Origin of the sequence: Actinokineospora sp. HUAS TT18 (assembly GCF_051364635.1) — a bacterium.
Lineage (GTDB): Bacteria > Actinomycetota > Actinomycetes > Mycobacteriales > Pseudonocardiaceae > Actinokineospora.
This window is the reverse complement of record NZ_CP195645.1, coordinates 3591069-3604334: the sequence shown is the minus strand read 5'-3', so window position 1 is coordinate 3604334 and position 13266 is coordinate 3591069. Positions and strand designations below refer to the sequence as shown.

The 13266-nt window shown below is 69.6% G+C and carries 11 protein-coding genes and 1 CRISPR repeat array (1 of these 12 cut by a window edge); of the genes, 10 read left to right on the top strand and 1 reads right to left on the bottom strand.

What is annotated here, in order from left to right; genetic code table 11:
* The first annotated feature begins 586 nt into the window (after positions 1 to 586).
* The gene (locus ACSHT8_RS16045; protein ID WP_436501818.1) at positions 587 to 1453 is read left to right on the top strand and encodes a DMT family transporter; all 867 of its coding nucleotides are present in this window, start codon (positions 587 to 589) and stop codon (positions 1451 to 1453) included.
* A 9-nt stretch (positions 1454 to 1462) separates the two neighbouring features.
* Here the strand turns inward: ACSHT8_RS16045 and ACSHT8_RS16040 are convergent, their stop codons facing one another.
* Positions 1463 to 1879: a helix-turn-helix domain-containing protein gene (locus tag ACSHT8_RS16040; protein WP_436501817.1), complete on the bottom strand. Its 417-nt coding sequence runs from the start codon at positions 1877 to 1879 to the stop codon at positions 1463 to 1465.
* Positions 1880 to 2538: 659 nt separating this feature from the next.
* On the opposite strand from ACSHT8_RS16040, the gene ACSHT8_RS16035 reads away from it, so the two are divergent.
* From ACSHT8_RS16035 to ACSHT8_RS15995, 9 genes are all read left to right on the top strand, one after another.
* Positions 2539 to 2934 carry a L,D-transpeptidase gene (locus ACSHT8_RS16035; RefSeq protein WP_436501816.1) on the top strand — a complete coding sequence of 132 codons (396 nt, stop codon included), beginning with the start codon at positions 2539 to 2541 and terminating at the stop codon, positions 2932 to 2934.
* 69 nt (positions 2935 to 3003) lie between these two features.
* A complete protein-coding gene (locus ACSHT8_RS16030; protein ID WP_436501815.1) occupies positions 3004 to 3405 on the top strand; it encodes a hypothetical protein in 402 nt (133 codons plus the stop codon).
* A gap of 356 nt (positions 3406 to 3761) precedes the next feature.
* A complete protein-coding gene (locus tag ACSHT8_RS16025; RefSeq protein WP_436501814.1) occupies positions 3762 to 4661 on the top strand; it encodes a hypothetical protein in 900 nt (299 codons plus the stop codon).
* Positions 4658 to 4933 (top strand): hypothetical protein, encoded by a 276-nt coding sequence (locus ACSHT8_RS16020; protein WP_436501813.1) that lies wholly within the window; start codon positions 4658 to 4660, stop codon positions 4931 to 4933. Before ACSHT8_RS16025 ends, ACSHT8_RS16020 begins: the two co-directional genes overlap by 4 nt.
* Positions 4933 to 5442: a hypothetical protein gene (locus tag ACSHT8_RS16015; RefSeq protein WP_436501812.1), complete on the top strand. Its 510-nt coding sequence runs from the start codon at positions 4933 to 4935 to the stop codon at positions 5440 to 5442. Before ACSHT8_RS16020 ends, ACSHT8_RS16015 begins: the two co-directional genes overlap by 1 nt.
* A complete protein-coding gene (locus ACSHT8_RS16010; RefSeq protein ID WP_436501811.1) occupies positions 5396 to 7879 on the top strand; it encodes an ATP-binding protein in 2484 nt (827 codons plus the stop codon). Before ACSHT8_RS16015 ends, ACSHT8_RS16010 begins: the two co-directional genes overlap by 47 nt.
* Positions 7879 to 9786: a hypothetical protein gene (locus ACSHT8_RS16005; protein ID WP_436501810.1), complete on the top strand. Its 1908-nt coding sequence runs from the start codon at positions 7879 to 7881 to the stop codon at positions 9784 to 9786. Before ACSHT8_RS16010 ends, ACSHT8_RS16005 begins: the two co-directional genes overlap by 1 nt.
* Before the next feature lie 269 nt (positions 9787 to 10055).
* A complete protein-coding gene (locus tag ACSHT8_RS16000) occupies positions 10056 to 10739 on the top strand; it encodes a hypothetical protein (protein ID WP_436501809.1) in 684 nt (227 codons plus the stop codon).
* Positions 10740 to 10759: 20 nt separating this feature from the next.
* A complete protein-coding gene (locus ACSHT8_RS15995) occupies positions 10760 to 11893 on the top strand; it encodes a C40 family peptidase (protein WP_436501808.1) in 1134 nt (377 codons plus the stop codon).
* A 213-nt stretch (positions 11894 to 12106) separates the two neighbouring features.
* Positions 12107 to 13266: a CRISPR direct-repeat array (repeat unit 29 nt; unit sequence GTCCTCCCCGCGCACGCGGGGCTGTTCCC); it runs 581 nt beyond the window's last position.

Genomic DNA, 13266 nt, shown 5'->3' with positions numbered 1-13266 from the left:
TGCGACCGAACGCCATGCTCGCGTTGACAGGGTGCCGCGGACTCCGGCGCCGTACACGGCTAGTGCCAGCTCGTCGGAGACCATCTCGAGTTCGACCTCCAGGAGCAGCGTGTACCCGAGATCGGCAAGTGTTGCAGCGGAGTGGAAGAAGACCGGCGGCGGTGGTGCTCCGAGGTGTTCGCGGCGGAGGAACAGGTCGCGGTCCCGCGCCCACACCGATTCCCAGTCGACGTGTTCGCACAGGACCCGGCCGCCCGAGGTGGCCGCGGTGCGGGCCGCCGACGGGCGTACATGCCACTCGATCGTCTCCGCCAGCCAGCGTGGAACCGCTGTCTGGGTTGGCAGGAGTTGCCATCCACAGCGCCCCGGCTCAGGTACGGCGAGCAGGTCCACGCTCATCACCCCCGATGAAGTTCAGTCGCCCCGCGCGGATCGCGAGACGACTGAACTACCCCCCCAGATCCCAACAGTGCGATGTCCAGTTGACTGGAATCGCTTCTTCAGAGTGGTATCTTTCGCGGAAGTTGTCAACTGACTATCGCATACGATCTCGATGTGCGAGATCATGTGGACCTGGGGGTAGGTCATGTTCTTGAGTCTTGATCCTGACCGCGCGGTCGATCGCCGATGGCTGCTCGCCGCCGTGGCAGGTCCGGTGCTGTTCGCTTCGGCCTGGGTGTTGATCGTCTATCTTCCGCCCGAGCCGCTGTGGAATGCGGTGTTCAGGGTGCTGCCCGCGGGTCTGGTGTTGCTCGGGTTGGGCCCGTCCATGCCCAGTGGTCGATGGTGGCGAAGGTCCCTGCTGCTGGGGGCGTTGAACTTCGGAGTCTTCTTCGGTTGTCAGGCGGCGGCCGTGCACCGCATCCCGGTCGGCGTGGCGGCGACGATCGCGGCGACGCAGGCCGTGCTGGTCTCGGTCGGCGCGACGGTGGCTGGGGAGCGCTTTCGCCTGGTTCGCCTGGCCTGTGCGATGTCGGGCGTGGTGGGTGTCGGGCTGATGGTCCTGCGAAGCCAGGGCGACGTGGACTCGGTCGGGATCGCCGCCGCGGTCGCGACCGCGCTGTCCGCGGCGGCCGGAATGTTGCTGACCCGCCGTTGGGGGCTGCCGCCTGGCGTTCACCACGGCACCGCCACGTCGTGGCAGATGCTCGGCGGGGCGCTGGTGCTCGTGCCGCTTGCCTGGCTGGTGGAGGGAGCGCCGCAACGAATGTCGGCGGCGACGCTCTCGGTGACGGCGTGGATCGCGCTAGCCGGGACCGCCACGGCGTTCTGGCTGCTCTATGGCGCGCTGCACGCAGGGGTCGCGGCGGTGACCGTGTCGCGGTTGATGTTGCTGGGCCCGTTGCTGGCAACGGCGTTGAGTTGGCTACTCCTGGGTCAGGAGCTCACGCCACTTCAACTCTGCGGGATCGTCCTGGTGCTGATCCCGATCGTGGCCGCGACCCGCGGGTGAGGCCAGACGTCAGTCGGCCTTCGGCAGCTTCGTCAGCAGGTCCCGGACGGCCTGGATGCCGTCCTCGTCGAGGTTGGCCAGCGCGCGGAGTTGGACGCGGCCGATGCCTCTCTCGGCGAGCACGGCGTAGAGCTCGAGGTCTTGCTGGATCGCCAAGGAGGCCGCGTCGTCGAAGAAGTACGCGGGGCTGATGTCGAAGAAGTCCGCCAGGGCTTCGAGCATCCTGCGGGTGGGGTTGTCGGCCTTGCCGTTGAACAGGCTGGAGATGTACTCGCGGCTGGGCGGGTAGGGATCCTGCAGGAACTCCTGGCATCCCGCCGCGATCGCGGCGTAGCTGTACCGCTGCGTCGGTGACGGCCTGACCGTCTCGCGCAGTTTCTGCAGCCGCTGCGCCAGCACTCCGGGCGACGAGCTGGCCTTCGCCATCGCGGTCCTGCTCCTCTCGCTGGCTCGTGGCCAGACGCGGATCAATGAATGCGATAGTGAGTTGACACAATCGCGTTCCCGTATATTCTCGAGTCAGGGGAGACGATAACTCAGTATCGCGCCGGGAGGAAGTCGGCCGGTCACTGGTCGTCATGGGGGAGTGCCGCCGAGTGCGCCGCCAGCGGATCGCTGGATTGGGTGCCGCCGGTCGGCTGTGGATCCGCAAGGGGGTTGCGGTGAGGAAGTTGTGTACGCCCACGCGAGCGGCGGCGCTGGGCGCCGCGGCGCTTGCCTTTGCGCTGGCGGCCTGTGGCGCGGCGCCTGTGGAGGACGCCCGACAGGTCCGCGTTGGCGTGACCTCGTCACGATCAGCCGCGCCCCAAGAGTCCTCAGTGGACTTCGCTGCTCTGCCGGAAACAACGACCTTCTCGACAGTTCCGGCTCTCCCCCTCGACACTGGTGCCACGACACCTGCGGGCGACCTGATCCATCCAAGGACGCTTGTCGCGCTCTACGCCGAGCCGCGGGGCGCGCCGGTCGCGGCGTTGCCGTCGACGCAGCTCGGCTCCGATACCTGGGTGCCGGTCGTGGAGACCGTCCCCGGGTGGGCGCGAGTCTTGCTCCCGTCCCGGCCGAACGCCGCGTCGGGGTGGCTGCGCGTGGACGACTCGCTTGATTTCGCCCATACGCCGTACTTGATCGTCGTCGATCGGTCCTCGTTCACCTTGCGGCTCATCGAACACAACCGCGAGATCGCTCGATGGACGGTCGGGGTCGGCAAAGCGGGAGCCCCGACGCCCGCGGGCAGAACGTTCATCGTCGCGGCCATCAGCGATCCCGAGCAGACCTTCTCGCCGGTCATCCTGCCGTTGGGCATGCACTCGGAGACACACACGACGTTCGCCGGCGGCCCGGGAACTGTTGCGGTGCATGGCTGGCCGTCGCCTGAGGTGTTCGGGGCGGCGAGCAGCGACGGATGCATCCGCGTCCCGGACGACGCGTTGAGCGTGCTCGCCCGTGACGTCCCCATCGGCACGCCGGTGCTCATCACGTAGAACTTCGCGGCCATGCGGCCGCGATACACGGCTCGACCGTCGAGCCGTGACCACCAAGGGGGATAAGCAATGCAGCAGTCCAATATGACCCGCCTGGCCCTGGCCTCGGTCGGAGCAGGCGCGGTCCTCGCCGCCGCCGTCGCTACGGCCCTCGCGCTCGGTGCGCCGTCGGCGTCCGCGCAGCGGATATCGGCAGGCGACTCCGGGATCACGATCGCTCCCACCTCGTCGACGACGGAACTCACCCCGACCGAGTCGACCACACCGACAACCGAGCCGGAGCCGACCAGCACATCCACCACACCCGACACCACACCGACCGAGCCGACCGCGACGCGAACCGACCGACCGACCCAGCCGTCGGCGACCACGACGCCGCCGAACACCGCGACCGCCACGCCCGGCCCAGCGAAGCCGAAGCAGGCACCGAAGCCCGTGGTCCACACCCAGCGGCTGCCGGTGACGGGCTGAACGTCATGACTTGACTCGGTTTCGGCGCGCGCCCCACCGGGGGCGCGCGCCGGGGCCGAGCAAGAAAGGGGGGAGGCATGCGTGCCGACAGCACAAGGTCCAGCAGGTGGGCTCGACCATGGTTGGGCTCACGGAAGCGAGCTACGGCTCGTCGTGGGCGCCTGGACGGTCCCGGGGCGCCGATGCGCCAAGGGGCGAATCGCGAGTGGAATCGTGCCGCGCCGGTCGACGCCGGTCAGGTCCCGGTCAACGGCGGACCGAGGAACACCGGTCGACGCGGTTCCGCGCCGCCAGTGCCATGGCCACCGACACCGCAGGCAGCCCCGCACCCGCCGCGCCAACCCGCCTGGCAGATCATGCACGGCCCGCCGCGGGACGGGTGGTTCGTCCGCGGCCGCCGCGCCGCGGTCCTGTCCGCCGCGGTGGCCGTCATGCTCGTCGGCGCCGCGTCGATGGTCGACAGCGTCCGGAGCTGGTTGCGCCCGGCTCCGATCGCGGAACGCCCAGTGGACCCGACCGGGTTCGCCGGAACCGCGACGGTGGCCGCGACCGACTACTTCGCCTGGGACCAGGACGACAAGCCCACACGAACCAAGGCGCTCAACCGCATCACCGCACCGGACACCGACATCGACGGCTGGAACGGAACCGGCAGGCAACGCGTCGACGGAGTCGCCATACTCGACGTCGACCAACTCGCCCCAGACCTCGCCGTCGTCACGGTGGGCGTGCACGTCATCCCGTTCACCAAGCCGACCACGACGGCGAGTCCACCCGCATCGACATCGAGAGCACCCTGGACGGCTCAGCCCCCTCAGTGGCTCACGGCCGCCATCCCCGTGCGATCCCTGCCCGGCGGGCGCTTCGCCATGACCGGCAGGCCAGCCCTCGTCGGTGCAGGCCACAGCGCGGGACCCGGTGTGCCGACCGAACAAGCGGACGCGAGCTTCGGCGCTGACACCAAAGCCATCGTCAGCAAACTCCTCACCGCGTACGGCACCGGCGACCTCGAGTTCGTCCGCGCCTCCGGTGCTGGCTTCGTCGGCCTCGACGGTGCGGCCGAACTGGCCGAACTCGACGACTGGCGAGTGGCACCGCAGGTCGACAGCAGCGGCATCCGAGTCGGGATCGCGACCGTGCGGTGGCGCTTGCCTGGCGAGGCGACCCTGGCCTGCAGCTATCGAATCGCCCTCAGCGACCGCGATGGGACCTGGCTGCTCTCCGCGATCACCATCGACGCCGGAGGGCCGCGATGACCACTCTGTTCATGGCGTGGGAGACCGCCCAAGGCGGGCTGACCTCAACCAGCGGGCGGGCACTACGCGACATCGCACTCGGCCTGGTCGGCACATTCGCCCTCGTCGTGCTGGGCGTGCGCGCACTCGGGGCGTTCGCCGACGAACGCTACGGAAAGATCGTCACCTCGTTCCTAGCCGCAGTCCCGATCATCGGGTTCGCCTACTTCCCGGACGCGACGACCGCCCTGCTCAAGACGCTGTTCACCGCGTTCATCGGGGACGCGGCCTGATGCCGGTCCAACTGCCCACCGACACCTCCTACCTGCGGCTCGAGACCCGCCAGTACGAACTGTTCGGCCGGCCACTCGGCCAAGGCATCGCCCGCCGCAAACTCGCCGCGGGCGCGGTATTCGCGATCCTGTGGGCGTTGACGCTCCTGGCGATCGGCGTGGACCCGCTCACCAGGCTGGGCCCGATGCTCTACATCGGACCCATCGCCGGATTCGTCGTCCTGGGAACCAGAACCGACGACTCGGGGCGCATGAGACTGATCGCCTGGTACGACCGCGTGCTCGCCCGCACACCAGGACGAAACCGAGCCTTGGGCAACCCCTTGCTCGACATCGGCCCGACTCGCTCGGCCGCGATCGCCCTGCACGTCATGGCCGAACTGCACCCCGGCGGACTCACCCAGCCCGTGGTGCCGCTGCTCGGCAGGGCCGGGCGTCGACTACTTCGAACGGAGAAAGCCAGTGTCCCGCAGCAGGATCAGCACCACCCGAGCACAGTTCGACCGTGACCGCACGCCACCGGCCCGCCCCCGCATCATCACCGAGGGCGTCGAGGTCACCGACGACGCAGTGTGGGTGTGGACCGAGGTGCCCGCCGCGTCCTCCTACCTCCTGGAGGACGACCAGCTCAGCGCCGCCACCTGGGATACCGCCACGGCGATGGCCGCGCTGCTGCCCGCCGGGGCCGAATACCACCTGAAGGTCATGTGGACGGTCCACGGCTCCGAGGACTACATCCGAGGGTGGGACCAGGTCCACAGCGTCCGCGCACCCGGCAGTGCCGACTACATCGGCCTCGGCGCGGGCCGCATCGACCGCAACGCCGCCGACGGCCACTACCGCCGCCGCGTCGTCCTGCTCGGCGTGCGCTGGCCCGACCCGGACAGCGACAGCACCGTCGAACGCACCTGGCGACGCGCCAGACTCCGCGGCTCGACCCGCCTGGCGCACCGCGACGCCCATCAACGGCTCGCGGCCGCCCGCGCGGACATCGTGCGCTGGCTCGGGCAAATGGAACGCAGCGCACTGCGGGCGACCGCGGCTCCCGCGGAGCTGATCGCGTGGGCCTACGCCCGAGAGATCCGACGCAGCCCCCTGCAGATCCCGCACGCCACGACGCTGTCCGGCCCGGCCCTGGTCGCGCTGATGAACGGCGAGATGGACCCGGTCCAGCCCGGGCGGACCCATGTCGTGGTCACGGACCGCGACAGCGGTGCTCGACGCTGCCTGACGATCCTGGTGCCGGCGGTCAACGGATTCCCGGTTTCCGAACTCGAGGTGCCGGGCGGGGAGTGGCTGGAGATCCTCACCGAACTCCCCGGCGTCGAAGCCAGCGTCCGCGGCGTCAACCACGGCCACGCCGGATCCATCGCCGTCATCGACTCCGGCCGCAAACGCACCCGCAGCCAGACCCGCGAAGCCGCGGGCCACGGCGCCCAGGTCCCGGCGGAGATCCTCGACGCCGACGACACCCTCAACCAACGCCGCCAGGAAGTCACCCGCCGGATCGACGTCCTCACCGTCAACCACGCCCGCTGGGTCGTCGACGCCGCCGACCCCGACGAACTCGCCGACCGCGTCGCCGCGGTCCGCCAGCGCTACACCGGCATCGTTCAACTCGAAGTCGTCCCGGACCTGCAGGACCTGCTGTGGCAGGAACTGCTGCCCGGCGACCGCGTGCGGGTGCACGCGTTCGGCCAGGACCAGCCGATGCGCACCCTGGCCGGTTCCTGGTTCCACGGCGGCTCAGCGATCGGGGACACCACCGGCCCCTACATCGGCGCGAACCTCGGCTCGACACCCGGACCGGTGCAGGCGCACATCGTCTCCCGCGCCGACGGCGACCGGGCCAGGCCCACCACGATCAGCTTCACCGGAATGTCCGGCTCCGGGAAGTCCACCGCCGTCATGCTCGCCACGCTCGGCGCGCTGGCCGAGGGCGCCTGGGCGCTGCTGGTCGACCCCAAGGGCGACCTCGCCGGCGTCATCGACGTCGCCCGCCGCCTGCTCGGCGTCGACGTCCAGTCCGTCGACGCGCTGGCCGAGTCCGCCTCCGGCTCCATGGACCCCATGCGATTCGGCACCACCGTCGACGAGGCACACACCCTGACCCTCGACGCACTGCTGGGCGCGCTCAGCAGCGAGGACCGCCGCCGCGGCGAGACCCTGCTGGAGACCGCCGTCCACCAGGTGCTGACGTCGATGCCGCAGGAGGCGTGGTCGGCGCAAGCCGTCATCAGCGAGTTGCTGTCCACGCCTGAGTCCGACACCGACTTCGCCACCGCCCGCGAACTCGGCGCCACCCTGTCGCTGCGATCACGCCAGCCGCAGCTGCGCGCGGTGCTCGGCCCCGCAGGCGACACGACGGCGCTCATGACCGGCCGCGGACTCGTCTACCTCAACCTCGCCGGGCTCGACCTGCCCCGCCACACCACCGACCCCGACCGGTGGACCGTGTCGGAACGATGCTCCATCGCCACCTTCCGCATGGCCCTGTCCTACGCCCTGCACCAATCCCGGCGAGTCCGCGAACTGAAGAAACTCGTCGCCCTCACCGAACTGCACCTGATCACCGGCTACCCAGAAGGTCGCGCCTTCGTCGAATGGCAGGCCCGCACCGGACGCGCATTGCAGGTCTGGCTGCTCCTGGACTCCCAATCCGCCCGCGACCTCGCCGGCATGACCGGCCTGATCGAACAACTCGTCATGTCGTTCGCCTTCCGCGCCACCACCCGCGACGAACAAGACGCCCAAGCCGTGCTGCTCGGCCGAGCCGAACCCGGCCCGCGCCTGCGGCACATGCAGAGCCAACTGCGCACCGGCCAATGCGTCATGCGCGACCGCCACGGCCGCCTGGCGCCCATCGAGTTCGACCGCCTCACCCAATGGATCGCCGACGCGCTCTCCACCGACGCCGGCGAAGACCACGACCCCGGCGGTGCCTAATGACCCAGTGGTTCACCCACGCAGCGCGCCTTGTCAGCCGCCTGCCCGTCCGCGGGCCGCGACCGCTGCGATGGCTCTGCGCCGACCCGCAACGGCTCCTCACTCTGGCCTGGCTTGTCGGCCTCATCATCGTCGGCACCGCACACCCAGCCGCCGCCGACGGCATCGTCGTCGGCCCCGATCTCGCCCACGGCGCCCCGCGCACCCTGCTGGAGTCCTACGACTTCACCGACTACAAACTCACCGTCAAACCCGACGACGAAGCCTCCGGCTGGTTCTCCATCGGCGAAGCCGTCCTCGAAGTCATCGGCTTCATCAACAACCTCATCCTCTGGCTCTGCCTGGGCATCCTCTACGGCGCTCTCGCCCTGCTGCAGTGGCTGCTCAACCTCACCCTCTACCGCGACGCCGCACCCGAAGTCGACCTCGCCGTGCAATCCGTCGCCGCCTCGGTGTTCTGGCCGCTGATCGGCGCCACCACCGCCACCGGCGCCTTCGTCGCCTACGCCCGCTGGCGCGGCGAAGGCCGCGGCTTCCTCTCCGACTTCGGCTGGGTCATCGCCGCCGGCGCCCTCGCCGTCGGATTCGCCGCAGGCCCCTCCACCGTCATGACCCACGTCGACGGACTCCGCCAAGACCTCGCCACCGGCATCATGACCGGCGCCACCGACTACAACTCCACCAAACCCAACGTCACCGGATTCCCCACACCCGCCATCAACGGCACCACCCAGGAAGCCGCCACCCGCAGACTCGTCGACAACCTGTGGAACACCATCGGCGCCACCGCCTGGTGCTACGCCGAATTCCACGACCTCGACATCTGCCGCACCGCGGGCCACCACGCCCTGGCCAACGACGCCACCTGGCAAGCCTGGATGACCGTCCTCGACGACAACGGCAACGTCCCCGAATTCCGCGAACACGGCGACTGGATCCGCGGCCAAGACATGACCCGCACCGGCTACCTGCTCGTCCTCGCCCTCATCGTCATCCCCACCGGCCTCCTACTGCTGCGCCTGGTCATGGCCGGACTCACCGCCGCGGTGGGTTTCCTGCTCATGCTGGTGATCGGGCTCATCTTCGTCACCTTCTGGGCCATCCCCGGCTGGTTCCGCGACACCGGACTGCGCTACGCCCAATTCACCCTCGGCATGCAAGCCCAATCACTGCTGGTCACCGCACTCACCACCGGCTACGCCACCATCACGGTGATCATCAGCGCCATCGCCGGCGGAGACGGATTCTTCGTCGTCGCCGTACTCAACCTCGGCGCCCTCGGCGCCGCCGCCCGCGCCCGAGCCTGGGGAGACTCCCTCACCACCGTCGGCGGCGCATCCGGAATGGGCTATCTCGGCGCCATGGTCGCCACCTCTACTTTGCGCGGCGCCCGCCGCCTCATCGGCAAAACCACCGGACTCGCCGTCGGCGGCGGACGCGCACTCGCCGGAGCGGGCATCCGCAAGGTCGCCTCCGCGGGCACCCACATGGGGACCGGCGGCATGCGCCCCCAACGCAACCCATGGATATCCCCACTCACCCAGCAGGCGCCGCCGCCCCCACACAGGGCGACCGCTACCCGCCTCACCGAACGCCAGCAGATCGGCCCAGCCACACCGAAAGCGCTTGCGCCCTCCACCGCGCCCACACCCAAACCCATCAGCCCACCACCCGGCCGGCCCGAAATCCCCGGCTCACGACGCTGGATGGCCACGAACCTGTCCACCCCGACCGGGACGATCGTGGAACGACGACTCAGACCCCGCCGACCCCGACCACTCCCACCACCACAACCACTCGGCCGCGTCTGGATCGCCAACGCCGACGGCAAGATCTCACCACTCGGCGACACCACCTACCGGCACCGAAGCCCCACGAACAAACCCAAACCCGGGCCCACACCATGAACCCACGCGACAGCCTCTGGAACGCCGACGAGCACACGCCGGACTCGACACAACCTTCGCCGCAGGCCGCGTGGCGCGCCCTGTTCGGCCGCGACCTACTCGGACCTCCACCGGGAATCCTGCCCTTCGGCGCCAAGGCCCGCGCCCGCCGGGCACATCGCTCCCACACCCGGCAACTCGCGCATGCACGACGCGACCTCCTTCGCACGCCCCGATCCAAACCGACACCGACTCGCACGTGGCGGCCAGTTCCCCGCCGAAAGAACTGGATGGTGGTCATCGCACTGGCCGCAGCGGTCGGCATCATCGCCGTCGCGATGTGGAGGTCGGCGCCCACCCCGCCTCGCCAATCGGACACGCCCACTGCAGGCTCGACACCTGTCACGTCAACGCCAAGCGCGACGGCACCGACAGCGGCGCACGAGAGCAACCCGCCAACGAGTCCAAGCACACCGACCGGCACGGCTTTGCGACCGCTGACTCCAACGCGCGGCGATGCCGTCGATCCCTCGACCATCGCCCTGCAGGCCCCGCCGACCGGCGACGCATCCGCAGACGAACTCGCCGAACCCCACACCGCAGCCATCGCCTGGCTCAGCCGCACCTGCCCATTCGACTACCGCGAACCCTTCGGAACAGCCGAATCCCGCGGCCGCTCCGCGATGACCGACACCCAGTGGATCATCGAGAACCCCACCCAGTACGACACTGCACGCCAATCCTGGCAACGCACCGTCGCCGCCGCCGAAATTGGCGCCTGCTCCGCACCCACCGCCACCATCGCACCCGAAGCGCCCCGCACCCCCGACGCCGCCATCGTCCACATCACCGCCGACCGCGTCGTCACCCCAGCAGGCGCCAACGCCTACGTCGAACACATCACCGACACCCGCCTCGTCCTCCGCGACCCCCACGGAACCTGGCGCGTCGCCCAACGCGCACCCGGCGGATAACAAAGCCCTTGGGGACCACCATGAAACTCACCGCCCTCGCAGGCGCGATCATCCTGCTCGCCATCGTCTTCGTCACCACCACACTGGGCGGAGGCACAGCCCGGGACAACCACCTCGCGGTCGGCGCCTGCACCATCGACACCGGCCAGACCGGCAGCGAACCGAACAACAACACTCCAGTGCCGCAACGGCAGGCAACCCTCAACGCCGCCCAACTCCAGATCGCTGGCGTCATCGTCGCGGTCGGCAAAGGCATGAACATCACCGAACGTGGGACCGCCATCGCACTCGCCACCGCAATGCAAGAGTCCACACTCGATCCCAACGCCACCAACGGCCGATCCGTTGGACTCTTCCAACAACAAGGCGACCTCTACGCCGCGGTCCGCCGCACCGACCCAGCCGACACCTCCCGAGCCTTCTACGAACAACTCACCACCCGAGTCCCCAACTACCACGACCCCACCGCCACCGGCTTCGCCGACGCCGCCCAAACCGTCCAAGCCTCCGGCGCAGGCCCATCCCACTACGCGGCCTGGGAACACTGGGCAACGACACTCGCCGCCCACCTCTACAACGGCACCACCGCACCCCAAGCACCCGGCAGCATCCGATGCGCGGCGGGCGCAGGCCCCGGACCGATCCGCCTCACCATCACCGGATGGACAATCCAGCTCCCCCCAGAAGCCGGACTGGACGCCACCATCACCTTCCCCAACGAAATGGCCACCGGCGCCGCCGCCGCGGCCCTCTCCTACCTCGGCACCCCATACGCATGGGGCGGGGGAGACCCCAACGGCCCCACCCGCGGCATCAGCGACAACGGCGGCCGAGCTGACGCGCTCGGCGACTACAACAAGACCGGCTTCGACTGTTCCGGCCTCACCCTCTACGCCTACGCCCAAGTCAGCATCGCCCTGCCCCACAAGGCGCACGCCCAATTCCTCGGAGCTAAGGCCCTTGCCCAGTTCCCCGATGAGTCACAACCGGGCGACCTGCTCTTCTGGGGCACCCACCACGTCGCGATGTACCTCGGCCTCATCGACGGAACTCACTATATGATCGAGGCCCCCCAGTCAGGGGATGTAGTGAAGATCAGCCCTGTCCGCGCAGGAGGAGACTTCCGAGGAGTCTCGACGAAGCCGTGGGCATGATGCACACATCGTGCATCTTGCGACTATTTGGTCTCACTCTCAGGTGGGACTACATCTGGCGACCGAAAGTGGTAGTCAACGCTCAATGGCGTTGGAATGGTGCGGGACAATCGACAAGGACTTCTGTGCAGTCACGCCTGATTCGATCAAGGGTGTGGAGGCGAAGTGATTCAGAACGGTGCGATCGGCCTGTAAAGTCGCTGGTCAGCAAGTGTCCTCCCCGCGCACGCGGGGCTGTTCCCTCGTCTTCGGCCTGACCGGCGTCCTCGCCCTGGTCCTCCCCGCGCACGCGGGGCTGTTCCCGAATCGTCCACGGTCACCTCGCAGAACACGAAGTCCTCCCCGCGCACGCGGGGCTGTTCCCCCGGCGCTGGAGGCGGGCGACGCGGTGGCCGTGTCCTCCCCGCGCACGCGGGGCTGTTCCCGGCCGGTCTGGCTGGTACGCCGCGGGTCGGTTGTCCTCCCCGCGCACGCGGGGCTGTTCCCCCCGAGTCCTAAAAGGAGGAATCGTGAATGACGTCCTCCCCGCGCACGCGGGGCTGTTCCCCGTGCGCGGGGTGTGTGGGAGACGGACCGGATGTCCTCCCCGCGCACGCGGGGCTGTTCCCCAGCCCAAGCCGAGCACGACGAGCCGGACGCGGTCCTCCCCGCGCACGCGGGGCTGTTCCCGCGGAGGCCGTCAAGCGCCAGACCTACGCGCTGTCCTCCCCGCGCACGCGGGGCTGTTCCCCGTACTGCCTGGACCTGGGGCTGAAACCGGGTGTCCTCCCCGCGCACGCGGGGCTGTTCCCGCCACGGCGACCACGACCAGCAGCGCGGAGAAGTCCTCCCCGCGCACGCGGGGCTGTTCCCCTGGCCGTGGACGGCGACTTCGGGCCGCGCACGTCCTCCCCGCGCACGCGGGGCTGTTCCCTCCTCAGCCGCGGCCAGGAACTCGCGGTACGCGTCCTCCCCGCGCACGCGGGGCTGTTCCCAGCTCCCTGTCGAACCAGGGAGAGCCCAACCCGTCCTCCCCGCGCACGCGGGGCTGTTCCCAGCGGATGACGACGTGCTGTGGATGCCGCCCGGTCCTCCCCGCGCACGCGGGGCTGTTCCCTCGCCGAACGCTGCGGTCGCCGACTTCAAGTCGTCCTCCCCGCGCACGCGGGGCTGTTCCCCCTGTCGGGCCCGATCGGCACCCTCACGGGTGGTCCTCCCCGCGCACGCGGGGCTGTTCCCGACCCTCTGCTGGGCTACGACGAGTTCGCCGCGTCCTCCCCGCGCACGCGGGGCTGTTCCCACCGGCGAGACCGGGGATCCTTCGGACACCGTGTCCTCCCCGCGCACGCGGGGCTGTTCCCGCGGGGCAGGTGTCGAGGTGGCCCTTGCTGATG